The organism is Vibrio maritimus (genome assembly GCF_021441885.1).
In the GTDB taxonomy this organism is placed as follows: Bacteria; Pseudomonadota; Gammaproteobacteria; order Enterobacterales; family Vibrionaceae; genus Vibrio; species Vibrio maritimus_B.
The window spans coordinates 1,565,408-1,590,812 of the sequence record NZ_CP090439.1; the positions used below are offsets into that span (position 1 = coordinate 1,565,408).

Annotated in this window: 24 protein-coding genes; 15 read left to right on the forward strand and 9 right to left on the reverse strand. The window is 45.5% G+C overall.

The annotated features are described in order from the left end of the window. Positions 1 to 587 precede the first annotated feature (587 nt). The 4 genes from LY387_RS23435 (at position 588) to LY387_RS23450 (ending at position 2,687) form a co-directional block, all read left to right on the forward strand. A complete protein-coding gene (locus LY387_RS23435) occupies positions 588 to 866 on the forward strand; it encodes a hypothetical protein (RefSeq protein ID WP_042470228.1) in 279 nt (92 codons plus the stop codon). A 14-nt stretch (positions 867 to 880) separates the two neighbouring features. Further along, positions 881 to 1,357, forward strand: a complete 477-nt coding sequence (locus LY387_RS23440; protein WP_234496583.1) for a GNAT family N-acetyltransferase — start codon at positions 881 to 883, stop codon at positions 1,355 to 1,357. A gap of 115 nt (positions 1,358 to 1,472) precedes the next feature. Then, positions 1,473 to 1,964 carry an AAA family ATPase gene (locus LY387_RS23445; protein ID WP_234496584.1) on the forward strand — a complete coding sequence of 164 codons (492 nt, stop codon included), beginning with the start codon at positions 1,473 to 1,475 and terminating at the stop codon, positions 1,962 to 1,964. 48 nt (positions 1,965 to 2,012) lie between these two features. Next, a complete protein-coding gene (locus tag LY387_RS23450; protein WP_234496585.1) occupies positions 2,013 to 2,687 on the forward strand; it encodes a M15 family metallopeptidase in 675 nt (224 codons plus the stop codon). A gap of 99 nt (positions 2,688 to 2,786) precedes the next feature. Here the strand turns inward: LY387_RS23450 and LY387_RS23455 are convergent, their stop codons facing one another. After that, entirely contained in the window at positions 2,787 to 4,274 is a 1,488-nt protein-coding gene (locus LY387_RS23455; RefSeq protein ID WP_234496586.1) for an aldehyde dehydrogenase, read from the reverse strand. Between the two features lie 14 nt (positions 4,275 to 4,288). After that, complete coding sequence (locus LY387_RS23460) at positions 4,289 to 4,831, reverse strand: cupin domain-containing protein (RefSeq protein WP_326492011.1); 543 nt, start codon at positions 4,829 to 4,831, stop codon at positions 4,289 to 4,291. A gap of 271 nt (positions 4,832 to 5,102) precedes the next feature. Between LY387_RS23460 and LY387_RS23465 the strand changes: the two genes are divergently transcribed. The 3 genes from LY387_RS23465 to LY387_RS23475 are packed head-to-tail and all read left to right on the forward strand — an operon-like array spanning position 5,103 to position 8,714. After that, positions 5,103 to 6,464: an aspartate aminotransferase family protein gene (locus tag LY387_RS23465; protein WP_234496588.1), complete on the forward strand. Its 1,362-nt coding sequence runs from the start codon at positions 5,103 to 5,105 to the stop codon at positions 6,462 to 6,464. Positions 6,465 to 6,469: 5 nt separating this feature from the next. Then, positions 6,470 to 7,966, forward strand: a complete 1,497-nt coding sequence (locus LY387_RS23470; RefSeq protein ID WP_234496589.1) for a CoA-acylating methylmalonate-semialdehyde dehydrogenase — start codon at positions 6,470 to 6,472, stop codon at positions 7,964 to 7,966. A gap of 7 nt (positions 7,967 to 7,973) precedes the next feature. Next, positions 7,974 to 8,714 carry a type 1 glutamine amidotransferase gene (locus LY387_RS23475; protein WP_234496590.1) on the forward strand — a complete coding sequence of 247 codons (741 nt, stop codon included), beginning with the start codon at positions 7,974 to 7,976 and terminating at the stop codon, positions 8,712 to 8,714. Between the two features lie 58 nt (positions 8,715 to 8,772). Here the strand turns inward: LY387_RS23475 and LY387_RS23480 are convergent, their stop codons facing one another. The 6 genes from LY387_RS23480 to LY387_RS23505 form a co-directional block, all read right to left on the reverse strand. Further along, positions 8,773 to 9,183 (reverse strand): phosphate ABC transporter substrate-binding protein, encoded by a 411-nt coding sequence (locus tag LY387_RS23480; protein WP_234496591.1) that lies wholly within the window; start codon positions 9,181 to 9,183, stop codon positions 8,773 to 8,775. A 9-nt stretch (positions 9,184 to 9,192) separates the two neighbouring features. After that, positions 9,193 to 10,335, reverse strand: coding sequence for a porin (locus LY387_RS23485; protein ID WP_234496592.1), 1,143 nt, complete (start codon positions 10,333 to 10,335; stop codon positions 9,193 to 9,195). A 107-nt stretch (positions 10,336 to 10,442) separates the two neighbouring features. Continuing rightward, positions 10,443 to 11,909, reverse strand: a complete 1,467-nt coding sequence (locus LY387_RS23490) for a methyl-accepting chemotaxis protein (RefSeq protein ID WP_234497835.1) — start codon at positions 11,907 to 11,909, stop codon at positions 10,443 to 10,445. A 434-nt stretch (positions 11,910 to 12,343) separates the two neighbouring features. After that, positions 12,344 to 13,291, reverse strand: coding sequence for a LysR family transcriptional regulator (locus LY387_RS23495; protein WP_234496593.1), 948 nt, complete (start codon positions 13,289 to 13,291; stop codon positions 12,344 to 12,346). A gap of 135 nt (positions 13,292 to 13,426) precedes the next feature. Beyond that, positions 13,427 to 15,073 carry an alkaline phosphatase family protein gene (locus LY387_RS23500; RefSeq protein ID WP_234497836.1) on the reverse strand — a complete coding sequence of 549 codons (1,647 nt, stop codon included), beginning with the start codon at positions 15,071 to 15,073 and terminating at the stop codon, positions 13,427 to 13,429. Positions 15,074 to 15,195: 122 nt separating this feature from the next. Further along, on the reverse strand, positions 15,196 to 16,005 hold the full coding sequence (locus tag LY387_RS23505) for a formylglycine-generating enzyme family protein (protein WP_234496594.1): 810 nt from the start codon (positions 16,003 to 16,005) through the stop codon (positions 15,196 to 15,198). A gap of 215 nt (positions 16,006 to 16,220) precedes the next feature. On the opposite strand from LY387_RS23505, the gene LY387_RS23510 reads away from it, so the two are divergent. From LY387_RS23510 to gltS, 3 genes are all read left to right on the forward strand, one after another. Then, a complete protein-coding gene (locus tag LY387_RS23510) occupies positions 16,221 to 17,546 on the forward strand; it encodes an anaerobic sulfatase maturase (RefSeq protein ID WP_234497837.1) in 1,326 nt (441 codons plus the stop codon). A gap of 9 nt (positions 17,547 to 17,555) precedes the next feature. Then, positions 17,556 to 18,575 carry a tetratricopeptide repeat protein gene (locus LY387_RS23515; RefSeq protein WP_234496595.1) on the forward strand — a complete coding sequence of 340 codons (1,020 nt, stop codon included), beginning with the start codon at positions 17,556 to 17,558 and terminating at the stop codon, positions 18,573 to 18,575. A 117-nt stretch (positions 18,576 to 18,692) separates the two neighbouring features. Then, entirely contained in the window at positions 18,693 to 19,919 is a 1,227-nt protein-coding gene (gene gltS, locus LY387_RS23520; protein WP_234496596.1) for a sodium/glutamate symporter, read from the forward strand. Positions 19,920 to 19,968: 49 nt separating this feature from the next. On the opposite strand, the gene LY387_RS23525 is transcribed toward gltS, so the two are convergent. Continuing rightward, entirely contained in the window at positions 19,969 to 20,547 is a 579-nt protein-coding gene (locus LY387_RS23525; RefSeq protein ID WP_234496597.1) for a TetR/AcrR family transcriptional regulator, read from the reverse strand. A 154-nt stretch (positions 20,548 to 20,701) separates the two neighbouring features. On the opposite strand from LY387_RS23525, the gene LY387_RS23530 reads away from it, so the two are divergent. The 5 genes from LY387_RS23530 to rbsD all read left to right on the forward strand — a co-directional run bounded on the left by LY387_RS23530 (position 20,702) and on the right by rbsD (position 25,396). Beyond that, positions 20,702 to 21,319, forward strand: coding sequence for a glutathione binding-like protein (locus LY387_RS23530; protein ID WP_234496598.1), 618 nt, complete (start codon positions 20,702 to 20,704; stop codon positions 21,317 to 21,319). Between the two features lie 126 nt (positions 21,320 to 21,445). Then, positions 21,446 to 22,117, forward strand: coding sequence for a type 1 glutamine amidotransferase domain-containing protein (locus LY387_RS23535; RefSeq protein WP_234497838.1), 672 nt, complete (start codon positions 21,446 to 21,448; stop codon positions 22,115 to 22,117). A gap of 130 nt (positions 22,118 to 22,247) precedes the next feature. Continuing rightward, a complete protein-coding gene (locus LY387_RS23540) occupies positions 22,248 to 22,817 on the forward strand; it encodes a sugar O-acetyltransferase (RefSeq protein WP_042470253.1) in 570 nt (189 codons plus the stop codon). 243 nt (positions 22,818 to 23,060) lie between these two features. Beyond that, entirely contained in the window at positions 23,061 to 24,683 is a 1,623-nt protein-coding gene (locus tag LY387_RS23545; protein WP_234496599.1) for a putative bifunctional diguanylate cyclase/phosphodiesterase, read from the forward strand. A gap of 293 nt (positions 24,684 to 24,976) precedes the next feature. Beyond that, positions 24,977 to 25,396 carry a D-ribose pyranase gene (rbsD, locus tag LY387_RS23550; RefSeq protein WP_234496600.1) on the forward strand — a complete coding sequence of 140 codons (420 nt, stop codon included), beginning with the start codon at positions 24,977 to 24,979 and terminating at the stop codon, positions 25,394 to 25,396. Positions 25,397 to 25,405: the final 9 nt, after the last annotated feature.

The following is a 25,405-nucleotide window of genomic DNA, read 5'->3' on the forward strand; positions in this document are numbered from 1 at the left end:
ACAGGTACCGTTGGCAAACAAGGCTTGAGCATTGCCGTGGTCAATACTGGGTGATGTTCTAAAATTTAGGGATGTTTGTTCTGTGCGGGTTTAAAGGATGAGTGACGATCTGTTAGTCAAACATAATGGTGTAATAGCCTCCCTTATATCCATTGCTGTGCTTGTAGCAGTCGTCGGATTCATTTGTTCTCGTGCATTTTTCTTTTGTTTAACAGCTGCACCCATTCTGCTTTGTTTTTCGGTATTTCACATAGCGAGTCATTCTTGTGTTAACTACTTAAGAAACGGTCTACAACGCTATTTAGGATTGGCCTCTAATCTCCTCCTTGTACTGGGGAGTATTGGTTGGTACATCTATCTCGATAAGCAGCTTTACTTGATTTTGTTTCTTGGAGTGTGTTGTATTGACGCGGTTTTGGTGTACGGCGGAAAATACGTTAAATGACTGAAAAATTTTTTAAGTGAACACACTACGTGCGCTGCGTTCAATTTATAATTTGCTCTGTTAATTTGTATGACAAAATCTGTTATGGTAGAAAAATTGTTCCAGCGACGACACGTATCGACTAACCAAACAGGGCAGAACTATGAACGACAAAGTATTCCAAATTTGGCATCAAAAGCGTGAGCAGGGTTTTCTAAAGTGGATCGCCAAAAGTACGTTTGCAGCAGTGCTGTTTTATATGATTTTTAGCATCGTATTCCAATACTCATCGATTGGAGAAGACGGCATTGCGGTCTTTTTACTGAGTCAGATTAACAACTTTGGGTTGTTTGCAGGTCTCATGCTTGTAGCGAATTGTGCGCTTTGGCTGTACCGAGAGTCCAGTTATAAGAAAGAAGTACGCCGCAGAAACGGCGCGTAGTTATAGGGACGAAGATGGAACTTGTACCTTTCACCCCCACAAACTATCAAGATTTGATAGCTTGGATCTCATCACCTGAATTGAACTATCAATGGGGTGGCCCGGTTTACGATTTTCCGCTGACTATAGAACAGATTTCCAACCATTGTGAAAAGCCCGACATTTTCCCGTTTCTCTTTCTTGTAGAAGGTGAGGTTGCTGGTTTCATCGAATTTCGTCGGGCAAGTGACACTCTGTGCAGGATTTGCCGAGTATTGATCCTTGATCCTTTCAAAGGAAGAGGATTGGCAAAAGAGATGGTTAGCTTACTCATCAAAGAAGCGAAGTTAGTGACTAACTGCTCAGAGTTCAGCCTATGTGTTTTCGACCATAATGAAGCCGCCAAATCTCTCTATCAATCACTTGGGTTTCATGTAGCCTCTTCAGAAAAAAGCTCTGAGAAAATCTTTGGTCGATATTGGGTTGCTTTGGAGATGGTGGCCAAGATCTGACCCTCTACTCAAACAATAACAATAGATTGCCAACAGCTAGAACTAACCTCAGTTTTGTGTTTATCTTTGACATAGTTTCAATAGGATATAGTGTCAGTTTGACAGGAGGTTAGATATGAAAAACAAAGGCATCTTGACCTGTTTTTGCGGCAAAATGGGAGCAGGAAAAACCACCCTAGCTAAATCTCTTGCTGCGACAGAAGGCGCGATCTACCTTTCCGAAGATGAATGGTTAGCAGCCCACTATCCTACGCAAATAAACTCGTTTGAAGACTATATTGCTCACTCAAACCTAATTAAACCATTCGTCAGAAAACATGTGATAAAGCTGCTGAATCTCGGAGTAAACGTAGTCATGGACTTCCCAGCAAACACGGTCAAACAGCGTGCTTGGTTTATCGCTCTGAGTGAGGAGGTGGGTAGTAAGCATGAGATTCACTACCTAGATGTTACCGATGAGAAGTGTTTAGCGCAGATAAAAAAGAGAAGCGTTGAGCAACCAGAGCGCGCCCAGTTCGATACGGAAGCTGTATTTCATCATGTGACACAGTACTTTGAGGTCCCCACCAGCGAAGAGCAAGGTATCAACATTATCTATGCCAATTAAATTGAGAATGGACTTTCAGAAGACCAATAAAATGGAGTTCAACCGACTTTGACCCATATAGATATTTCATCTTCCCTTGTTACCGCTATTCCTATTAAAGACTGTCTCGAAGACCTCGTGTCAGTAAAAGGGCAGCTTGCTTATGGTCCGCCACCTGAGTGTAATGAAACGAAAGACAGCTACCATTTTGTCCGAAGAGGCGTTTTAGAAAGGCTTCTCATTGCACAAAAAGAGCTTCCGTCGGGTCTGACATTAAGGCTTTACGAAGGCTATCGTTCGCCAGAGTTTCAAGAGACGCTGTTCCAAGAGCAATTAGTGAGAGTTGGATTGAGCAATCCAGGTTACTCAAAGCGAGAGGCCTACAACGCCGCCGCCTGTCTGGTTGCGCCCACAAAAACGTTTGAAGGTGAAATCCTGTCACCTCCGCATAGTACTGGTGGTGCAGTTGATGTGGAGATAGTCGATGATGAAGGCAAGGTTATAGACTTTGGCATGGAGATAAAAGACTGGATACATGTCCCGTCCTCTTTGTGTGAGACCAACGCTGCCAATTTATCCTCGCAAGCAGCGAAAAATAGAGCCATGTTGGTGTCTGTTATGTCCAAAGCGGGATTCGTGAATTATTCGAGAGAGTGGTGGCATTTTTCTTTTGGGGATCAATATTGGGCATTTATTAAAGATAAAGCTTATGCAATGTATGCGAGCACAAGTAACTCTATATAAGCTCACGCCTCAATCAGCAACCAAAAACATGGCAAGAAAGAGGTGCTCGATGGGAGCACCTCTTTGCGTTAAAGCTATCAGTAGTCACCTATGACAACACTAATCCAGCTCAATCCAAGTCGATTTTACTTCCGTGTATTTATGCAGTGCATGAAGCGATTTATCTCTGCCATTACCACTCTGCTTGTAGCCCCCAAACGGCATCGTCATGTCACCTCCGTCCCAGTTATTGACGAAAACAGTGCCAGCTCTCAGCGCTCTAGAGCAGCGAACCGCTGTTGAAATGTCCGAGGTCCATACGCCTGCGGCGAGTCCATAGTCGCTGTCGTTAGCAAGCTTGATAGCTTCTTCAATAGAATCAAATGTGGTTACACATAGGACGGGGCCAAAGATCTCCTCTTGGAAGATTCTCATGTCTGGAGTGACGTCGGTAAATACCGCTGGCTGAATAAAGTAGCCATCGGTCTGAGTCATTGTTGGCTGACCACCAAATGCGAGTGTTGCACCTTCATTTTTACCGATATCAATATAACTAAGTACACGTTCGTACTGTGACGCGTCGACGATAGCACCAACACGAGTGTCTTCTAGGAGCGGATCGTTAGGTTGCCATTTCGCCATGTATTTAAGTAGCAGCGCCGTAAACTCCTCCTTGATTGAAGAGTGAACAAGCAAACGAGAGCCAGCTGTGCAGACTTCGCCTTGGTTGTAACAAATCGCTGAAGCAGCGGTTGCGGCTGCCTTTTCCATATCTTTGACGTCATGATGAACAATGTGAGGGCTCTTACCACCACATTCCATAAAGGCACGTTTGAGATTAGACTCTCCAGCGAAGGACAGCAGCTTTTTGCCGACAGCTGTAGAGCCGGTGAAGGTGATGCAGTCGACATCGTTATGCAGCGCTAATGCTTGTCCTGCCTCATGACCAAACCCTGGTAGAACTTGGAATACACCATCGGGAATGCCCGCCTGCTTGGCAAGATCGGCAAGAAGGATGGCCGTTAACGGAGACTTCTCAGAGGGTTTTACGATGACTGAGTTACCTGTTGCTAGAGCAGGGCCAATTTTCCACGCCGCCATGACAGTCGGAAAGTTCCACGGCACAATCGCTGCAACGACGCCAAGTGCTTCGCGGGTGACTAGAGCCAACGCATCTTCTGTGACAGGGGCGACTTCGTCGTACACTTTGTCTATGGCTTCGGCATTCCACTGTATGCAGCGTGCGGTAGCTGGTGCGTCATATCCCATTGCATCTGAAATCGGTTTTCCCATGTCTAAGCTCTCAAGCAGAGCGAAGTCTTCTTTGTGTTCGTCGATGAGCTTAGCGTAGTTCAGCAGAATACTTTTGCGTTTCGCTGGTGGAAGACCACACCAAACGCGGCTTTCAAAGGCGTTTCGAGCCGCTTCGACTGCAATGTCCACATCTTCTTGGGTACAGCGAGCGACATGTGCAAGCGAGTGCCCGGTTGCAGGGTTAATGATCTCGAATGTATCGCCGGAAACCGAATTGACAAAATGCCCATTGATAAATGCCTGAGTACGAAAGCTCAAGGCTTCTGCTTTGTCGTGCCACGTAATATTGTCCATGTGATTTCCTTTCCTTAAAAGCTTGCCGGGGAGTTAGCGCTGACGATAACGCAATCAGCATCGGTTGTGTTTCTGAATCGATGAGGGCGCTGACTGTCAAAGTAGTAGCTGTCGCCCTCCAGTAATACGGTTACTTGATCATCGACGGTGAGTTCTAGTTCGCCTTGTACTATTACACCGCACTCTTGTCCCTCGTGAACCAGCATCTCTTTACCCGTATCTGCGCCAGGGGACAGCGTTTCTCTTAACATGCCGATATGACGATCTTCATGATAGTGACCTACTTGTCTGTAGCTGATTTTACCTCGGCCAATCTCTGGTTGTTCTTGGCGACGAGTATAAAATTGTTCGGGCTGAGGCTCATCGATAGCGAAAAACTCTGCCATTGAAGAGGGGATTTTGCTCAGCAGCTTACTAAGAGAGGCAACAGAGGGACTTACTGCATTGCTCTCAATTTGAGAGATAAAGCCGTTCGTCACGCCCGCACGCTTTGCCAACTCACGCTGAGAGAGTCCTGCTCGTTCTCGCAGAGCTTTAAATCTTGGTCCAATCTCCATTTCCATGGAATGAATGCTCCCTGAAAAGTAAAAGTGATTATTAAACTAAACACAATCCTAGCTCACTAAACACAAAAAACCAGTAAATGTTTATAATTTAATCATTGCACACCTAAAAAGAACGTTCTATAGTCATTTTTGTTTAATATTTAATAACATCATATTTACATTGTGCAGTCTGAGTGTTTAGTGGTGTTTAGTAAAAAAAACGACCAAGGCTGAGTAGTTGCCTTGAAGAATACGGCCTTTAAAAAGAGCGTTGGGGTGCACTATGCATAACGGGAACGAAAGAAGCATGGACTCGCTAGGTAACGAGTCAGCAAATAATATGGACGCATTTTGGATGCCGTTTACGGCAAACTCGCAGTTTAAAGCGTCACCGAGGATGTTAGTGTCGGCAGAGGGGATGTATTACACCTCTGAAGATAAAAGAAAGATCTTAGATGGCACCGCAGGTCTATGGTGTTGCAATGCAGGGCATGGACGCCATGAGATCAGTGAGGCCGTCGCGAGTCAAATTCACACGTTAGATTTTGCACCGACATTCCAAATGGGGCATCCATTGCCATTTAAACTTGCGGAATCGCTGGCTGAGATCGCGCCTTCCGGTCTCAATCGAGTGTTCTTTACTAACTCGGGTTCTGAATCGGTTGATACTGCGCTAAAAATTGCGCTGGCTTATCAGAGAGCGATCGGTCAGGGCACGCGAACTCGTCTAATTGGTCGTGAGCGTGGTTATCATGGCGTTGGTTTTGGTGGTATCTCAGTAGGCGGGATCGTCAACAATCGTAAAACGTTCGGTAGTCTGCTCACGGGAGTCGACCACCTTCCTCATACATTAAGTATAGAAAACAGCGCCTTTAGTAAAGGGCTACCAGACTATGACCCTGGCTGGGCAGAAAGCTTAAATAATATTGTCACGCTGCATGATGCAAGCAATATAGCGGCCGTGATCGTAGAGCCTATTGCGGGGTCTACAGGCGTTATTCTGCCGCCAAAAGGTTACTTGAAGCGTCTTCGAGAGATTTGTACTCAAAACGGTATCTTGCTTATCTTCGATGAAGTGATCACAGGATTTGGTCGTATCGGCAGCCCATTTGCTTCTCAAGAATTTGATGTGAAGCCTGACATCATCACGACAGCCAAAGGGCTTACCAATGGCGCAATTCCTATGGGAGCAGTATTTGTTAGCGACGACATCTATCAAGCTATGGTATCGCCTGATAGCCAAGCTATTGAGCTCTTCCATGGCTATACCTATTCAGGTCACCCTGTAGCGGCAGCAGCAGGGCTTGCAACGCTGGATATCTATCGCAACGAAAACCTTTACTCCAGAGCTGCTGACCTTGCTGATTACTGGCAGCAAGCGGTACACAGCTTGAAGGGCTTGCCACATGTTAAAGATCTGCGCAACTACGGTCTGATTGCAGGTATTGAGCTTGAAGGTATCGCAGGCAAACCAGGCTCTCGTGCGTACCAAGTCTTCACCAAATGTTTCGAGAAAGGGGCGTTGATTCGAGTGACTGGCGACATTATTGCGTTGTCACCACCGCTGATTATCGAGAAGCAGCATATTGATGACCTATTTACACTTATTGCCGACGTTCTACAAAATATTGAATACAAGGAATAAAACCTATGTCAGTTTTGGTATCAAACTTTATTAATGGAGAGATTGTTGAGAGCAACAGCAATCGCAGTGCAGACCTTTTTAACCCAGCAAATGGTGAGCTAAGAGGGCAGGTTCAGCTATCTAGTGCTCAAGAGGCAATCGATGCCGTTGAAGTAGCAAAACAAGCTCAGGTAGATTGGCAAGCGACGCCGCCACTACAGAGAGCTCGCGTGATGTTCCGCTTTAAAGCACTGCTTGAAGAAAACGCCGATGAACTGGCAACGCTGATCTCGACAGAGCACGGAAAAGTGCACAGTGACGCATTAGGTGAACTCACTCGTGGTCTAGAGGTGGTTGAGTTTGCATGCGGAATTCCACACCTGCTAAAAGGCGAGCATTCTCTTAACGTAGGACGTGAAATTGACAGCTATTCCATGATGCAGCCTGTTGGAGTGTGTGTTGGTATTACGCCGTTCAACTTTCCAGTCATGGTGCCACTATGGATGATTCCTGTCGCATTGGCTTGCGGTAATAGTTTTATTCTAAAACCTTCCGAGAAAGATCCAAGTGCGTCGCTTATGTTGGCGAAGCTACTTAAAGAAGCTGGTTTACCTGATGGTGTGTTCAACGTTGTACAAGGTGACAAAGAAGTCGTGGATGCACTGCTAGAAGCACCGGATGTCGCGGCGGTGAGCTTTGTTGGTTCAACCCCAATAGCCGAGGCGATTTACTCAAAAGGCAGCGCTCATGGCAAACGCGTACAAGCCTTGGGCGGCGCAAAAAATCATCTTGTTGTTATGCCTGATGCAGATCTGGAAGGTGCAACTAATGCGATTATGGGCGCGGCATATGGCGCTGCCGGTGAGCGCTGTATGGCAATTTCTGTTGCGGTCGCAGTCGGTGATGAGGCCGCAGATAAGTTGGTTGCAGCGTTAAAAGAGAAGGTTGAGGCACTACGTGTTGGCCCTGGTTTAGGTGTGTCGCCAGAGAATGAGATGGGACCGCTAGTCAGTGAGCCACATATGAATAAGGTTAGAGAGTATATCCAAAGCGGTGTCGACCAAGGGGCTACTCTAGTGGTTGATGGTCGAGATATTGATACGGTAGCTCCGGGTTATTTTGTTGGTGGTACGTTATTCGATGATGTGAAGCCAGATATGACCATCTATAAGGAAGAGATCTTTGGCCCCGTTCTCTCAGTGGTTCGAGCTAAAGACTATCAGGAGGCACTTGAGCTCATTAATCAACATGAGTTTGGCAACGGAACGGCTATCTTTACTCGTGATGGTGATACAGCTCGTGACTTCTCTGAAAAAGTACAAATCGGTATGGTCGGTGTGAACGTACCTATTCCTGTACCGATGGCGTTTCATAGCTTCGGTGGTTGGAAGCGTTCCATCTTTGGACCGCTGAATGTGCACGGCAACGACGGCGTGCGTTTTTATACTCGTATGAAGACCATCACTGCGCGTTGGCCAAAAGGGCAGCGTGAGAGTGAGTTCGTTATGCCAACAATGAAATAGGTGATAAATGAAGATAGGGATATTAACCTGCGGTCACGTTGACTCTCCTTTGTCAGATGATCATGGTCAGTACGCGGACATGATCGAAACCTCTTTGTATGAGGTAAACAATGCATTTACGTTTCAAAACTACGATGCGACAAAAGGGGAATTGCCAAGGTTAGATGAATGCCACGGTTTTATCATCACAGGTAGTGTTCATAATGCTTATGATGACCACCCGTGGATACTGATGCTGATTGACTGGGTGATTCGCTGTGAAGCGCAAAGAAAGCCTTTGGTTGGTATCTGTTTTGGACACCAACTGATCGCAAGGGCATTGGGTGGCAAGGTTCAAAAGTCCGAAAAAGGATGGGGACTCGGAAGCTATGAGGTGCAAGTCCGTGCTCAAAAGAAATGGATGAACCTATCGGTTGATAGCGCTCGTTTGTTGGTGAGTCACCAAGACCAAGTGACCATAGTACCGAAAGGTGTCAAGGTCATTGCAGGTAATGATTTTTGCCCTAACTTCATGTTGGTTAAAGATAATCACTTGTTCACTGTGCAAGGGCACCCAGAATTTAGTGTGCCGTTTACTCTCAAGTTGGTAGAGAAACGCAAGCATCTGATAACGCCGCAGCATTATCAGCAAGCGTTTGTCGATTTAGACCAGCCTCAGGACTCTGCACTAATCTTGCACTGGATAGACAATTTGTTTGTGATGGCGGAGCAAGGTAGATCTTCAGAGCGACTGCAACAAGCCGTCTAGGTCATTGCTATTAAACAAAGGCAGGCGTTAAAGCCTGCCTTTTTAGTATGTGGTGCAGTTAATATTTGATCAGTACTTTTACCGAACCATCGACGGCGCTTTCATCAACATACCCAATAGCGTTTGCGTCCGCTGCAACCGCATTGATTACGGCCGTATAGTCCGCCACCTGAGTAGGTGCCTCAGCTTTGCCTGTGAACACTAGACGAGACCAAGCAGATTGTAGTTGCGCTTCTGAGCGACCAGTCGTCGCCGCATGAAAGGCGATACGGTCTGCGTTACCATCGTTTAGCTCGATGATCTTTGCTGGTTGTCCATTCGCAAGCTGAGTTTTCTTACCCAAAAACAGCTGCTTAACTTCCGCATCAGACATAGCATCGACGCCCGCGGGATTACCAATAACCACATAACCTGCGTTAGCTGCAAATGACATTAGGCTTACTAGAGCCAGTGTAGCGATCTTTTTCATAGTGGCTCCTTAGAATACAAAGTCGATAGATGCTGAATAAACGAATGAGTCTGAGTATTTGATCTTCGCTGTCATTGGGTCCACGTTGCCGGGAAGACCACCAGATGTACCTTTGTAGTCCGCGTAGGTAACGTCTGCTTTGAAAGCGATATTTTTGGCAAAGTCCCAACGAGTACCGATTGAGTACGAAAGTCTCTCGAAGTTATTAAGAGCTTTTTCACCCATGAAGATAGCGATGTCCGTTGGCGTTGATCCGACTGGCGATGTGCGTTCGTCATTATCTGTTGTTTTGTTCCAGCCCATCGCAACGTATGGTGTCCATTCACCAATGCGGTAGCCGGCTAAACCAGAAACAGCTTGTACATCAGAGAATCGACCTTCTAGTGTCATGTCCATACCTTCGATAACAGCAAGCAAACTACCGTTATCGTATTGAGCACCTGCCGAAATGAACGTGGCTTTCTTGTCGTCTAGAACATGGTTAGCGAAGCTCGCGAGATCACCAAGTGACTCAGAAGCTGTGTAGTTAGTTTGAGCCTGTACATAGGAGCCACGGAAGGTAAAGTCATTTACATACCAGTGAGCAGTCAAACCAAAGGTGTTGTTTAGGTCCACTTCACCCCAAGTAGAGTCGCGCTCTTCAACCTGAGATACGCCAGCGAATGGTTGGATTTGAAGCGTTGTTTCACCAATAGAGAATGGGATCAATAAATCCGCACCAGTGTAGCTATTGATAATGATGTGCTCGTACACTTCTTGCGAAGGACGAATCATAGGGTAAGCGTAACCCACATCTAGGTAATCAGAGTACATGAATAGCGGTGTACGCATTTTACCTGCGCGAGCGGTAAAGCCATCAAACTGATAAGAAAGATACGCAACTTCGATTGAAGGCTCAAAGTTGTAGCGACCATTCGCTACTAGCTGAGTGGTGAACTTCGCTTTATCGTTAATATCGAAGTCAAACTGAATACCAGCAATCGTATCTTGTTTAGTATCGATACGCTCGCTTGTGTACTCCGCATATCCCGCATCATTGTTCGCTTTGCCGATACCGACAGAGCCGAAACCACTGATTCTTAGGTCATCCAAGCTTGCCGCGTTTGCGCTGCAAGCAAGCGCAACCAGAGTAGCAACCAAAGTCTTTTTCATTATGAACTCCAGAAAGACAAATATTGTTCTTTTTTTAGGTAAAGCCTCTCTAGCCCATGCCCTATGAAGGGCTGGGAAGAGAAGGCTGAAAAGTTGTTGAAATTAGGCTAATTAACCTTAAAGCGTCCGGTGAGCTGGCTAAGGTTATGTGTGATAGTGTTTATTTCGAGCGCGACTTGATTCACGTGGGCGACTGAATCTGAAGTTTCGCGAGCCATAGAAGAAATATCACCAATCACTTCCTGAATTCGAGAAGACGAGGCTTCTTGTTCTTCGGTTGCACTCGCGATGGTCTCGTTGCGTTGATTAATGTCTAGAACGTCCGCTGTGATTTGTTTTAGCGACTGCTCTGCCACTAAAGACTGTTCTACGCAGGCTTCTGCTTTCTCTGCACTCTCAGCAATAATGTTCGCCGCAGTTCGAGTCTGTTCTTGAAGTTGTAATAGAACGCGCTGGATTTCTTGTGTTGAGGTTTGAGTGCGAGATGCTAGAGTTCTCACTTCATCAGCAACTACGGCAAAGCCTCGGCCTTGTTCACCAGCACGCGCCGCTTCAATCGCTGCGTTTAGAGCCAGTAGGTTAGTCTGTTCGGCGATAGAGCTGATAGATTCAAGAATGGAACCAGCGCTTTGTGCGTTGGTATCGAGTTCGCGAACCACTTCTGAAGCGGCGCGAACATCCTCCGTAAGATTGTGCACAGATTGAATGGTGCTATTGACTTGTTCTTCAGCGAGTTGAGCTTGAACGCTTGCACTTTGCACCGACGATACTGTGTCGTTTGCATTGACTGCAATGTGGCGCGCACCCTCAAACATTTGCGATAGAGACTCTGTCGCTTCGTCCACCGCTAGATGCTGCTTTGTGGTGAGTTTGTTTGAATCTTCGCACGATTGAACTAGGGTAGAGGCGATGCCACCTAGACCGTTTACGTTTTCGATCGTTGCGTTAATGTTCATCTGTAGCTGCTGCACAAAGTTGTTGAACGAGCCTGCTAGTTCAGAGAGCTCATCCTTTTTGTTGTGCACTAAACGAACCGTAAGATCGCCGTCGCCTTCGGCAATGTCTTTCATCTTGCTGCTGATGTTCGCAAGATCTTTACGAATACCGTGGACAACAACAAAACCAAACAACGCAATAAGAATAAGTGCAGCACTGCCAATAGTTAGCATAGTGCTACGAGCGCTATTGTTTTCGTTTTCTAGAGTAACGACCAAAGATTCAAACTCATCTGAACGTTGCTGCTCAAATTGCGCCATACGCTCGGTTAACGTTTCAAGAATCTGGGTGTTTTTCGCCGCTAGATCGGCAGCTGAGCTAAGGTCGATAGTGCCTTCAATCATGCGATATGCGATATCGTAGGAAGCATCGAAGTACTGTTTTGCAAGCGTTTGAAGACTATCAATAGGTTGAGCAAGTGAAGGCTGAAGCTGCTTTTGTTTGTCGAAGTTTTTCGTTAATTGTGAAAACGTTTCTTTATTGAGCAGTAGAAGTTCAGAATCACCAAGTGTGACGGACAGATTAAATCGTTCGCTTAGTTGACTTAAAATGGCATTATTCAGTGTGGCCGAACTCATAATAGGGTAATAGCTATTCTTGAGGTCGGAAACGAGGGTAGTATTAGATTTAAGGGATTGGCTACCAATGGTAAATATACTTACTGCCCCGGTCGCAGCAAGCGCGACAAGTAAAGCAATTTTATTTTTTATAGATAACATAGTATTTATTCTCTGACAAAGTCCTTTCTTATCGAGCGTAATTTATCAGAAAAAAATTGGGTGAAAATCTAATTGTTGAAAAATAGAAATGACATTTCTCATGCGGTAAGAAAATGCTATTGGAAAAATGTAATATCTCAAAAATGAGACGGAGGTATAGAAGTTTTATAGATGAGCTTCTTGATTAACATGTTGATAATTAAGTGTTTTAATGAGGGTTGTTATAACTAATTGTTTTTATTGAATGATGGATTTTTGTCAGACTATTCTTATTGAATGATACATGCCAACAACTATTTGTACATAAATTGATAGTCCGGTACAAAGCTTTCCCATATTGCCGGTTCGCCAATATACTCTTTAACCTCATTAATAAATTCAGAGACAAGAAGTGTTTGTTTTCTATGTGGGTAAATAGCGTAAATGCCGGTATCTAATGTAGATAACGTATGGTCAGTTAGCAATGGAACCAATCCTAGTTCATCGATAGGCTTCTCCAGATTGAATAAATCAATAACTGAATAACCAATGCCATCACGAACCGCGCCCATTAAGGTTCTTACATCGCTCACTTTGTAGTTCCCTTGCATTTTGTATGAGCGTAGCTCTTTGCTATTGGGCTCATGACTCATTTTGAAGGTATCTAAACAGACGTTGCCGTTGTTATAAATCACTGCAGGTAGTTTAACCAATGCCTCTGGTGTTAGGGGCCTGCCGTGTTCTTCAACAAAGGAGTTAGACGCAATGACTGCAAAGTTAGTATTGGCGATTTTTTTAGCGATTAGGTTGGAGTCGTTGAGTTTGCCCATACGAATGGCAACGTCATAGTGGTCGGCTATGATGTCAGTACGTTTGTCATCTAGGTGCAAGACGATTTGAACGTTAGGGTACTTGCGCATAAATCGCGTAATGACAGGTTGTATATATTGCTGACCAAGAAAGACTGCCGACACAATGCGAATCATTCCTTTAGGCTCGGATTGATAGGAATCCGCGATGTTTTGAATGTTATCGAGCGTATCAATTAACTGATACGTCTCTGCCAGAATATCCTCTCCTGCTGAGGTAAGTGAGAATGAACGGGTCGATCGGTTGAGTAACTGCACCCCCAAGCTTTCTTCCAACTTCTTTATTTGTTTGGAAAGGGAAGAGTTGTCCATGCTATTCAGCGAGGCAGCTTTGGCGAATGAGCCTTGTTGTACGACATCAACAAATAGTCTTAGTTGAGAAGTGATAGACATGGATATACGCCTTATGCAGACAGCACTTAATAGTAATAGCGCTTTAACTTGATGATTCGTCTACATAATAGTTAAAGGTAACGGATAAGGAAAGAGGGCACGTCGACTTTGCGTGTCGAGTGCCCAATCGTAACTTTAGTGTTTTACGACTTCTTCTAGCATGTCACCTGTCGCACCACTCGGTGTACTGACGTTTAAATAGCCAGATAATGTCGGAGCGATATCATAAGGCGTAACGGGTCTTGTCACGGTGTTCGCTTCGAGCTTGTTGCCCGCAAAGATAATTGGCACGTGAGTGTCGTATCTCCATGGAGAGCCGTGTGTAGAGGCAATGGTAAGCCCGTCCATATCATTGATATAGGTTCGTGGCCCAAACACCATGTAGACGTCGCCCGAGCGCAGAGGGTGGTAATTGTTTCTAATGAGCTGATTGACGCGAGAGTCTGCTACGCGGTTGTTGGCAATATCTTCACTTGTGACCGCCGCCGCAACGCCTTCAACCTTCATCACTTCTTGAGCAATGAGTTTTTGCACATCACTTAATGACACTTTCTTCTCAGCAATGAGTTCGTGGTCTAGGTAGATGTAGGGCTGGGCATAGAGCTTAATGACTTCTTCACCAAGACCAAACTGCGATTTGAGCTTGCTCATCAGAGCTTCTGTAAGCAGGTTATCCTTATTAAAGTAAAACGGCTGTCTGAAGCCAAGGGTGTTGAGAGTTGGCGCTGCTTCTGGAACGCCGTGGTCGGCAGATAATACGATGAGGGTGTTATCAAGCCCAACGGAGTTGTCGATGTGTTTGAAAAAGTCAGCCAGCGTTTTATCAAGCCTGATCAGGTTGTCTTCAGTTTCTAGACTCGATGCGCCGTACAAGTGAACCACATAATCGTTTGAAGAGAAGCTGATTGCGAGATAGTCCGTTGCCTCTCCAGTCCCCAGCTTTTCTTGTGCCATGAGAGTTTTAGCGAAATCCGCAGTTATTTCATCACCAGCAGGGCTGACCGTTAACATGGTTGAGTAATATTTGTAAGATGCCGGACCATAAGGGTGTGGGAAGGTACGAGCAAACCCACCTAAGTCAACTTTCTGATCTTGTACTCGCTCTTGCAGAGAATACTCCTCTTTAGGAAGAGTAAGCTCCCAACGCTGACCCGAATAGCGAGTAGGAATCGCTTTTTCGTTCCAGCGGTCTACCCACATTGGGTTGCTATCGTAGTAGTAATTGCTGGTCACAAACTCAGATTGCGCCTTAGAAAACCAAAACGCTTTACCACTGTGACCTGCCAGTGAGATAGCGCCACGGTCTTTCACCGAAACAGAAAATACACGCGATTGACCATTATTTGAAATAACCAGCTCGTCACTGAATGTGGTCGACATGATTGGCTCAGGAGAGCGTCCATCGCCTGCCGCAGCCTTCTGGGTTGGGTCGATTTCAGTTGACTTATCAACGCCAGCCCCGGTGGCTAGCATGGAGTAATTAGGGTCTTCAACATTGTAGACAAGACGATCAAGACCACGGTCAAACCATACATTACCGACCATACCGTGTACCGATGGCGGAGCACCTGTAGCGAGGGATACGTGCCCAACAATCGTCTCTGTGTTTGCGTGTTGATAGTGTGCATTTTTGTAGTAGACACCTTCATCCATTAGGTAGCGAAACCCACCCTCAGAGAAGTTGTGCTTGTAACGTTCAATAAGGTCGGCTCGAAGCCCATCGACGGTAATTTGTACCACGAGTTTAGGCTTTGACTGTACAGCGAATGCCTGCGGCGCCATAAAAACGGCACCTGCTAGTGACGCTGTCACCAGTAGGCTTGTGCAGAGTCGAGGTGTTGTGTTGTGACGCGAGTTTTGTTTCATATTGAATCCTTGCCATGACATTAAATCGTTAGTTAGTGTTATTTGTCCTTCGCAAGACGTAGTCCCATGTCCGACATAATTATAGATTGGCTTGCAAAGTCACGGCGGAAATTTTCTGATTCATCAGCGTCATACGCGAAGCTGCCGCCTCGAACAGACTTGTGGGATAGCCCAGAATCTGAATGCTTGGCATTGTTTGGGTTTTCTACTGGAGAGAGTCTATAAAAGCCGTCATCAAAGGCGTCTTGAACAAATTCGCCAACATTGCCTGTCATGTCATAAAGACCAAGTTCGTTAGGCTGCTTTTGACCCACGGGGTGCGCTTGGTTGTTTGCATTGCCAGCATACCAAGCAACATCATCAATATTGTTTGAACCTGCATAAGTGAAGCCTTGTGATAGGTTGCCCCCTTTGGCTGCAAACTCCCATTCCGCCTCAGTCGGTAGACGGTAGTTTTCGCCTGTGAGCTCGTTGAGCTTCTCGACAAAGTAGTTGGCTTGTTGCCAGCTTAAGTTGTTTACTGGAATGTTTGGATTGGGGAAGAAACTCATCGATGAACCCATCACGGATTCAAACAGCTCTTGTGTGACTTCAAATTTGGACAGGTAGAAGCTGTCTAACTTTACAGTATGAGCAGGGCGCTCTGATTTAGCTGCCGTTGGATCGTCTGAGCCCATTATGAATTCACCACCCTCTACGAGCACCATGTCGCTGTCTATTTTGAGTGCGATAGGGTGGTCAGGCTGAGTCGCGCATCCCGAGAGTAAAATAGGCAATGCGATAATGGCGATAGCGGCTAAAAATTTGGTCGCGTTCCATGCCTGCTTTTCCTCTAGATGATCGTTCATACTCAGTGCTCTCATTTATGAATTAAGTCGAGTGAATAGTAACCGCAGAGCACTTTCCATTTAGTTATATGCACTATAACGAAGCACGCTTTGTACATGAGATAAACTGGTTCTGTTCATCCGATTAAAGGTCTATTTCTATGGTTTCGAGCGCTAATGCGACATCGTCAGCTTCGTCTACTGCGAGCTCAACTTCTTCTAATACGTCGTCACCTATGCAGCTATCACAAGGACCACAGTTTCAAGGAAGACCATCTAAACGAATGCATGTTATGGCCAAGCCGATTGGTGCTGTGTGCAACATCGATTGCAACTACTGCTATTACCTGAGTAAACAAGATCTACTTGAGTACAAAAAAGGCTGCTCTCCTGAAATGGATGAGGTGATGCTTGAGAAGTACATCAAGAATTATATTGAGGGACAAAACACCCCTGAGATTATCTTCTCTTGGCAAGGGGGCGAGCCGACTATGCTTGGTCTCGATTACTTCAAGAAAATTGTCGAGTTACAAGCGAAGTATCAGCCTCACGGTGTGAAAATCTCGAATGACCTCCAAACCAATGGCACGCTACTTGATGAGAAATGGTGCGCGTTTTTGGCAGAGCATAACTTCTTGGTAGGCTTGAGCATCGACGGTCCTCAAATGCTGCATGATGCCTATCGAACCAATCGCGCTGGTCGTGGTACGCATAAACAAGTGATGAAAGCGGTCGAACTGCTGCATAAATACAACGTGAGTTTTGCGACGTTAACTTGTGTGAACAATCTAACTAGTAAGAACCCGTTAGAAGTGTATCGATTTCTTCGTGATGAGGTGCGTTCTCCTCAAATGCAGTTCATTCCTATTGTGGAGCAAAAGACGTTTCGCACCGATGCGCCGCAGACAGGATCATCAAGCGAGCAGTTAAGACAAGGCGATAAACGTCTTATTCCAGGCAACTCAAACTCAATAATGGAACCTTGGTGTGTGTCGGACGAAGCCTGGGGCAACTTTCTTATCGCGATTTTTGATGAGTGGGTGCAAAAGGACATAGGCAAAGTTTTTGTTCAGTATTTTGAGGCGAGTGTCGAAACATGGATGGGGCGCAAGAACCCACTTTGTACTCTAGGCTCGCTATGCGGCAAGGGCTTAGCGATGGAGCCAAATGGTGACGTCTTTAGCTGCGACCACTACGTCTACCCAGAATACAAAATCGGTAACATCGATACTTACAGCCTTGAAGAGATGGCGTACAGCAAGCGACAACAAGAGTTTGGTTTTGCTAAATCACGCACTCTAACGAGTCAATGTCAACAATGCGACTATCAGTTCGCTTGTTATGGTGAATGTCCAAAGAACCGATTTATTAAAACGCGCAGTGGTGAGCCAGGGCTTAACTACCTTTGCGCAGGTTGGAAGAAATTCTTCTCTCACGCTGACAGGGCGTTAGCTTACATACTTCGTGCGACGGGAAATCCAGTGGCTCATGGGAAATACAGTGACCAAATGATTCGCACGGCAAACTCAGCGCAAGGCGCGGGTTTTAATCCAAAATTCTAGGAGCTAACGATGAAATTGAGACCACTAGTACTAGCAGGCATAGTTGTTGCCTCAATGAGCCAAGTTGCATTGGCTACCGACACGCAACAGCAAGCACCAATCACAACCACCACTCAAAATCAGGCTGAATCGACCGAGCAGCGCATTCAAAGACTTTCATACACAGCACAAAATCAGAGTGAGAGTGCAGAGAGGCGCGTGGACGCGTTACATGAGCTTAGCCAGTATCCGAATCAAAACGCGCTGGTGGCAGTGACCAGATCGCTTAAGGATACTAATGCGGATATTAGAGAGGCTGCCATCGTTGGTGCCAAGCCCTACCAATTTGAGTACCGTTGGAAGTTAGTCTCGCCTTTGTTATCAGACCCTGAAAAGGCGGTACAAGTGGCTGCCGTTGTAAGTTTGATTCCGGACTTTTCAACGATGACGAAGTCGCAGCAAGAGGCTATCAATAAGAATTATCCTACGGCGATTGAGCACCTTTCAAAGCAGCCAGGAAAGCGCAACCAGCTGCTTTTAGCTGATGTCTACCGTTGGCACAAAGAATGGGATAAAGCCGAAGCACTATATCAAACACTGCTTGTCGAACCCTCATTATCTACGCAGGCATCTTTGAGCCTATCAGATAATTATCGAGCTCAGTCTCAAGATCAAAAAGCGCTGGACGTGCTTAATACAGCGATTGCGCAAAACGCTAAATCGGGGCAGTTGCAATACGCGAAAGCGCTAACCTTGGTCCGCATGGATGAAAAAGCACAAGCCGCTGTGGCGATTGAGAAAGCAACGACGCTATCGCCAAGTAACAGCTATTACTGGTATTTAAATGGTGTATTACAGGAGCCGTTGGACGTAGAAAAAGCAACGGATTCTTTTGAAAAAGCGTATCTAATTTCCGGGGCGCCAGAGCAGCTTTATGCAGTGTGTGACATTTACGTTCGCCATGACCATCCTAAAGCAGATGTCTGTTTAGAGGAGTTGGGAAATGTTGCGCCTCCGTATGTCATAGAACAACTTAAGGCTCAAAACTAGTTGCCGAATGCTTTTTGAGCGATGTGTAACAAAATAAAAAATTAATTAGAAAAGAGTTGGATAGCGTTCTGATTAAGGGCATCCTGTAGTTAGAAATTTGTTACAGGATGTAGATTTATGTTGATTGAAGACGGTGTCATTCATATTGATTCTTTTCTAGCGGTGACGATGGGCATTATTGTTCTATTTGTCGGACGCAGACTTAACCAGGTGGTGGGGTTTCTAAAGGAGTTTAGTATCCCCGAGCCTGTTTCAGGCGGTATTGTATTCTCGGTACTGTTCGCTCTATTCCACATGGCCACGTCTCTTGAAGTGTCGTTTGATTTAATGGCTCGAGACGTGCTGCTGGTCTATTTCTTTACGACAATAGGTATTAACGCAAGCCTTGGTGACCTCATGAAGGGGGGTAAGCCGCTTATCATTCTATTGGTGATCACGGTTGGCTATATGCTTGTACAGAACCTGACGGGTATTACGGTGGCGACGGCATTTGGTCTAGAGCCGGTTGCGGGGCTATTGAGTGGTACGGTTTCACTGATCGGCGGTCATGGTACAGCAATCGCGTGGGCTCCTAGGATCCAAGAAGAGTTCGGTCTGAATACTGCGATGGAAATTGGTATTGCGAGTGCAACCTTTGGTTTGATACTGGCAAGTATCATGGGTGGTCCAATTGCTAAGTTTCTAATTAAACGTCATGATTTGAAGCCCGCTGAGGATCAAGCGTTAGACGTTGGTGTCGCCGACGATAAACCCGAGCCGAAAATTACCTCTTACGACTTCCTAGACGCCATGTTGGCGATTCACACTTGTATCATTGTGGGTGTGTTCCTTAATGAGGGTGTTGAATACCTTGGGCTTCAATTGCCGCTATTCGTAACGTGTCTGTTCGCAGGTATTATTCTTTCTAACATCGTACCGCACAACTATCCGCGCATTACCGGGACTACGTGGCCTGCCAATAAGCCAGCGGTAGCTTTGATTGCGGATATGTCTCTGGGTGCTTTCTTGGCCATGTCCCTGATGAGTATGCAGCTGTGGACGTTGGTTGATTTGGCTGGACCGATTTTTGCGATATTGGGTGCTCAGTTCATCGTCGCTATTTTGGTGAACCTGTTCATCATCTTCCCTGCGATGGGCAAAAACTATGACGCAGCGGTTATCTGTTCGGGTTTTGGTGGCATCTCATTGGGCTCGACACCAACGGCGATGGCAAACATGTCAGCAGTAGCGCAAAAGTACGGTAACTCGCATCAAGCCTTTATTGTGGTTCCATTGGTTTGCGCATTCTTCATTGATTTGGCTAACGCGTTCATTATCCCTTACTTTATGGGCGTGCTCGCCTAGTTCTAGAATGAGTTGTGAAAGAAAAAGACGCCTAGAAAGGCGTCTTTTTTTATGCGCTTTTTAAGTATTGGAGCAGCACTTGTGTGGCGGTATCAATTTCTTGATAGCGTTTTGCTTTGCCAAGTACTCGCATCCCTTGCATCTGGCAGAGAACGAACTGTCCCAGTGACTCAGCATCTAGTTTTAGGCTTATCTGGGACTGGTGTTGGGCACTCTTAACTGCTTCTACTATTGCCGTTTGTAGGGTGTTGAATAGCGCATCGCTGCGCTTTAAGACTTCTTGATTCTCGCCGGCATGTTCGACCACGGCATTCTGAATAAAGCAGCCACACGTATTCTCTTTTTGCTTTTCAGCAAAGCCTACTAAGAAGGTTTCCAGCGTATCTATACCCGCATCTCTAGCTCGCAAAGGCTCTAATTTAGGAAAGGAGATCGAACTTAGGTAGTTGTCGAGAGCTTGATAATACAGAGTCTCCTTATCACCAAAGGTGTTGTACAAGCTAAAGCGATTGATCTCGAGCGTTTCAGTTAGGTCGTTAATGGAGGTATTGGCAAAGCCCTTGCTCCAGAACAGAGCCATCGCCTGCTCAAGCTTTTCTTGTTTACAAAAGTTAGCTTTTCTTGCCATACAAACCCCAGATAAAACGTTCATTTCATTACTGCCCAACTGCAGCTCGTATTGTACAAGCATACTGAGCAGAAACGGAAATTAATTCTTGACCGATCGTTTAGTTATTGCATAGAGTATATCTAAACGATCGGTTAGATAAAAGGGACAAACCATGAAATTGTACGAACAAGCGGCGACGGTAAGCTGTAAACGCCTTAACCTTTTCTTGAGTGAAATCGGTGTTACGGATTTGGAGCGTGTCGAAATTAACGTTAGGGAAGGGGATAACCTAGATCAGGGTTACCAAGACAAAAGCGTGAACGGTAAAGTGCCTTTGCTAGAGCTTGATGATGGTACGCACTTAAGTGAAACCGTGGCTATCAGTCGCTATTTTGATGAAATCACACCGAATGACTTGAACCTGTTTGGCCAGAATACGGTAGAGCGCGCTAAGGTAGAAATGTGGAACCGCATCGTTGAAATCGATGGTATTCAAAATGCGTTTCAAGCATTCAGAAACTTAACTGGCTTATACAGCGACCGAGAAAACTGTGTTGAGGATTGGGGTAAAGAAGCGAAGCACAGAGTGGAACTGTTTTTACCGAAATTAGACAAGCAACTCGGGCAGTCAAGCTACGTAGCAACAGAGAATTATAGTATCGCTGATATCAGCGCTTATATCCTTGTAGTAGTTGCGGTCAATGCACTGAAGATTGAAGTGTTTGAATCTAATCAGAACATCAAAAGTTGGTTTGATAAAGTGTCAACCAGACCTGCTTTACAAGGTTAAGTCGTCGAGCTATATGATAGGGGAGTCGGTTATCGGCTCCCCTTGTATTTGAAATTTCTCAGCTTTTCACTAGGTTTAATGTATACATCTAGTGGAGAGTATCGAGTGACTCAAAAGAAAATCCTAATGGTCCTGACATCGCATCGTCGTATGGGTGATACCAACGAAGAAACAGGATTTTGGTTAGAAGAGTTTGCCGCCCCGTATTATGTTTTTAAAGACGCGGGTCTTCATATCACATTGTGTTCTCCTGCTGGTGGTCACCCTCCCATCGATCCCAAGAGCCAAAACGAAGACTATCAAACAGAAGCGACAAAACGCTTTGAAAATGATGATGTCGCGAAAACACATCTATCGCACACCTTGAGGCTAGTCGAAGTCCGCGCAAGCGATTATGACGCCATATTCTTCCCTGGTGGACATGGACCTCTTTGGGATCTTACCTGCGATCCTGACTCCGTAACTTTGATTGATGATTTCTACAGCGATGATAAACCCATTGGGGCAGTATGCCATGCTTCCGGCGTGTTGATTAATGCCGCTAATGAAGACGAAACGCCTATGGTTAAAGGTCGTCAAGTAACCGGGTTTAGCAACTCAGAAGAGGCCGCTGTCGGTCTTTCTGATGTGGTTCCATTCTCTCTCGAGGATGAGCTGGTAAAACTCGGTGCATCGTATTCCAAAGCGGAAGATTGGGCAGAATATGTTGTGATTGATGACAAGCTGGTCACTGGTCAAAACCCCGCTAGCTCAAGAGCCGCTGCGCAAGCAATTCTAAGCTTGATAGACAATAATTAGACTTCTACACATAGTGTGACGACGCTAGCGATACCATGAAATAACCGCGCTTATCTGACAAATTTCTGACATTGTCATAGATTGTTAATCATTGAATGCTATCAGTAATTACAATAAGTGGAAGAAATAGATGTCTACCAAAACTGAACGTGAAAAAATGCTTGCTGGCGAACCTTATCTAGCATGGGATGAGGAGTTGCTGGCTTCACGAGTCCAATGTCGTCACACTCTCAAAAAGCTAAACGATAGTATCCCTAACACACCAGAGTGGAAAGAAGCGCAAGAAGCCTTGATTCCCAACAGAAAGGGGAGTCTCTATCTAGAGCCGCCATTTCGCTGCGACTATGGTGAGAATATTCACGTTGGTGAAAACTTTTACGCCAACTTTAACTGCGTCATCCTAGACGTTAATGTGGTTGAGATTGGTGATAACGTGTTGTTTGCGCCGAATGTGCAGATTTATACCGCGGGACATCCACTCGATGTGAAAGGTCGAGTTGAAGATGAAGTTGAGTTCGGGTTACCAATTAAGATAGGTAATAACGTCTGGATTGGCGGTGGCGCGATCGTTTGTCCTGGTGTGACCATTGGCGATAATGCCGTGATCGGTGCTGGAAGCGTGGTGACCAAAGACATTCCAGCAAATAGTTTAGCGGTAGGTAATCCATGTCGCGTCATTAAACAGATTGATAATGACTAGCGCGTTTTAAACGCTTCTTCACGTCTGCATTTCCATACATAGTTCGTCTAACTGTCATAATGTTAGGCGACTATGCTCTCCAAGTTACTGTCTCAAAGACGATTAGTTTCTAGTGCGTCAAAAAAATGTTGTTAAAACAGCAAGTTTTTGACGTTTTGTTTGATGTTGGTTCCATTAAATTTTATCATGTTTTCCTTACTTATCGATATTGACTGTTAGAAGTTAGGCTAGGCGTTACGTTTTATGGAATTTGAGTTGTCGTTGGGATTGATGGAATCAGCACTGAAAAGCGCTTCGGTTGCCGTCATTATTACTGATGACACTGCATGCATTCAGTACGTCAATGAACAGTTCACTCGACTGACTGGTTATACTCGCGAAGAAGTCATTGGCAGAAACCCTAAGCTCCTCAAGTCGGGACAAACCTCTTCTGCCACCTACCAAGATATGTGGTCTAAGCTTGTAACCGGTAAGGATTGGCATGGTGAGTTGGTAAACAGAAAGAAAAATGGCTCTCTGTTTATCGAGCATGCCCACATCAGTCCTTTCGACTACCTTGGACAGTCTTATTACATTGCGGTTAAGCGAGATGTAACGTCAGAGAAGCACCTAACGGATAGACTCAGTGATCTCGCCTATTTTGATGCCCTTACCAGACTTCCCAATAGAACGTCTTTCTTTGAGCACCTGCAACGTTTCTTAGTAGATGAGCAATCTACCAACCATCCATATTCGCTACTGTTGATCGACCTTAATGAGTTTAAGTCTATCAATGACAGCAAAGGGCACGACTTTGGAGATCTGTTCCTGCAAAACGTGGCCAAGCGCTTTAAAACAGCTGTTGGTGACAATGGTTTGGTCGCGCGTTTGGGAGGCGATGAGTTTGTTGCCTTGCTCCCTAACTGTGGAAAAAAGCGCGCAGAACACTATGCACAACATATTGTAGATGCGATTGCCTTTATTGAAGTGGGCAACAAGTCCGAGCGTGGCTCAGCCTCTGTTGGGATTACAACGAATGTAAGTAGGACGATTCCTACCAGTTTGCTACTTAAGCAAGCTGACCTCGCGATGTACCGTGCCAAACAATGTCAAACGACTTGGATGAGTTACGATGAAGCGATGGGTGAGCAGTGGGGACGCAAAACTGCGATGGCGCAACGTCTTGCTCAAGCCATAGAATCGCACAAGCTCGAGGTGAGCTTTTTGCCCGTCATCGATCTGGATCTAAAAAACGTCGTTGCGTACAAGAGCCGCCTTGAGTGGAGTGATGCGATGTTTGGTGAGGTCGATAGATTCGAGTTCATTCCTATTGCAGAAGAAACTCAGCTGATACGCAAGCTTAATCTATTTACTATCGAACAAGCCTGTAAGTACGCTTCAGTTGGCGAGCTAAAAACTGTCGCGGTTAAGGTATCCTCGAAGAACTTCGGACATGGACTCTTTACTCAAGAAGTGACCGATATTCTCGAAAAGTATCACTTACCACCTCGCTGCCTAGTGCTAGAAGTATTTGAAGACATGCTCTCGAAGAAACGCTGTGTCGATGAGCTCTATCAGCTTGTCGAACTAGGTTGTCAGATAACCGTGGCAGATTTTGGAATGGGGCATATTTCCATTTCCGAGCTACGTGAGCTGCCAATACAAAAGCTTAAGGTTGGTGCTCAGCTAGTTGCTGAAATCGCGCAAGACAAATCAGTCGAGCAGGTTGCAAAAGCCATCGTTAGCTTAGCTAAAGTACTGAATATAGAGACAATTGCTGAAGGCGTCGAGACCGAAGGGCAACTAGAATCGCTGAAACTTATTGGTTGTCATTTTGCTTCAGGACCGCATATCTCATCTTGTATGAAAGTGGAACACGCCGTTTAATCAACGTGATGCTTATCTAGCCAATCCGTTTGATTAGTTCTTCTTTTATTTCTTCCCCAAGACACTCTATTTACAATTTGAGACTTTTCACGAAAAACGCATCGAAACGTTTCGATGAGGCGATCTGAGTCACACTTAAATGCAACTTGCATCGATCTTTACTCAGACTACGCTAGGATTGTCATCGAAACGTTTCGATGATTGTTTTATCAACAAAAGATAACAGCAAAGTGACCAAGAATTTTTATCAAGCCCTACAGTCTCGATAAAGCCGCATGAAGCAGGTACTAACAATGAAAAAAAGCGCCCTAATTAACTCAGAACTTTCCTATTTGGTGTCAACCTTGGGGCACACCGATGAGGTGACGATCTGCGATGCAGGTTTGCCGATTGCCGATGAAGTGCAGCGTATCGACTTAGCCCTAACTCACGGCGTACCAGCCTTCATCGATACCGTTAAAGTCTATCTATCAGAAGCTCAGATCGAAGGTGTGGTTCTAGCTGAAGAATTTAAAGCAGTGAGCCCAGAGCTTCACAACGCATTGCTCGCAGTGATAGAGCAAGAGCAGGCTAATACGGGGAAAGAGATTACTGTTCGTTATGTTACTCATGAAGAGTTTAAAGCCAAAACTGTTGATTCAAGAGCAGTCGTTAGAACAGGTGAGTGTACACCTTATGCCAATGTAATTTTCCAAGCTGGCGTCGTGTTTTAAGCCGCCACG

Coding starts and splice junctions, on each gene's coding strand:
- LY387_RS23540 (WP_042470253.1), top strand. CDS start 22,248: ATGTCTACCAAAACTGAACGTGAAAAAATGCTTGCTGGCGAACCTTAT.
- LY387_RS23495 (WP_234496593.1), bottom strand. CDS start 13,291: ATGTCTATCACTTCTCAACTAAGACTATTTGTTGATGTCGTACAACAA.
- LY387_RS23475 (WP_234496590.1), top strand. CDS start 7,974: ATGAAGATAGGGATATTAACCTGCGGTCACGTTGACTCTCCTTTGTCA.
- LY387_RS23485 (WP_234496592.1), bottom strand. CDS start 10,335: ATGAAAAAGACTTTGGTTGCTACTCTGGTTGCGCTTGCTTGCAGCGCA.
- LY387_RS23465 (WP_234496588.1), top strand. CDS start 5,103: ATGCATAACGGGAACGAAAGAAGCATGGACTCGCTAGGTAACGAGTCA.
- LY387_RS23470 (WP_234496589.1), top strand. CDS start 6,470: ATGTCAGTTTTGGTATCAAACTTTATTAATGGAGAGATTGTTGAGAGC.
- LY387_RS23515 (WP_234496595.1), top strand. CDS start 17,556: ATGAAATTGAGACCACTAGTACTAGCAGGCATAGTTGTTGCCTCAATG.
- LY387_RS23535 (WP_234497838.1), top strand. CDS start 21,446: ATGGTCCTGACATCGCATCGTCGTATGGGTGATACCAACGAAGAAACA.
- LY387_RS23455 (WP_234496586.1), bottom strand. CDS start 4,274: ATGGACAATATTACGTGGCACGACAAAGCAGAAGCCTTGAGCTTTCGT.
- LY387_RS23530 (WP_234496598.1), top strand. CDS start 20,702: ATGAAATTGTACGAACAAGCGGCGACGGTAAGCTGTAAACGCCTTAAC.
- rbsD (WP_234496600.1), top strand. CDS start 24,977: ATGAAAAAAAGCGCCCTAATTAACTCAGAACTTTCCTATTTGGTGTCA.
- LY387_RS23435 (WP_042470228.1), top strand. CDS start 588: ATGAACGACAAAGTATTCCAAATTTGGCATCAAAAGCGTGAGCAGGGT.
- LY387_RS23480 (WP_234496591.1), bottom strand. CDS start 9,183: ATGAAAAAGATCGCTACACTGGCTCTAGTAAGCCTAATGTCATTTGCA.
- LY387_RS23500 (WP_234497836.1), bottom strand. CDS start 15,073: ATGGCGCCGCAGGCATTCGCTGTACAGTCAAAGCCTAAACTCGTGGTA.
- LY387_RS23545 (WP_234496599.1), top strand. CDS start 23,061: ATGGAATTTGAGTTGTCGTTGGGATTGATGGAATCAGCACTGAAAAGC.
- LY387_RS23490 (WP_234497835.1), bottom strand. CDS start 11,909: ATGAGTTCGGCCACACTGAATAATGCCATTTTAAGTCAACTAAGCGAA.
- LY387_RS23460 (WP_326492011.1), bottom strand. CDS start 4,831: ATGGAGATTGGACCAAGATTTAAAGCTCTGCGAGAACGAGCAGGACTC.
- LY387_RS23445 (WP_234496584.1), top strand. CDS start 1,473: ATGAAAAACAAAGGCATCTTGACCTGTTTTTGCGGCAAAATGGGAGCA.
- LY387_RS23510 (WP_234497837.1), top strand. CDS start 16,221: ATGCAGCTATCACAAGGACCACAGTTTCAAGGAAGACCATCTAAACGA.
- LY387_RS23505 (WP_234496594.1), bottom strand. CDS start 16,005: ATGAACGATCATCTAGAGGAAAAGCAGGCATGGAACGCGACCAAATTT.
- LY387_RS23440 (WP_234496583.1), top strand. CDS start 881: ATGGAACTTGTACCTTTCACCCCCACAAACTATCAAGATTTGATAGCT.
- gltS (WP_234496596.1), top strand. CDS start 18,693: ATGTTGATTGAAGACGGTGTCATTCATATTGATTCTTTTCTAGCGGTG.
- LY387_RS23525 (WP_234496597.1), bottom strand. CDS start 20,547: ATGGCAAGAAAAGCTAACTTTTGTAAACAAGAAAAGCTTGAGCAGGCG.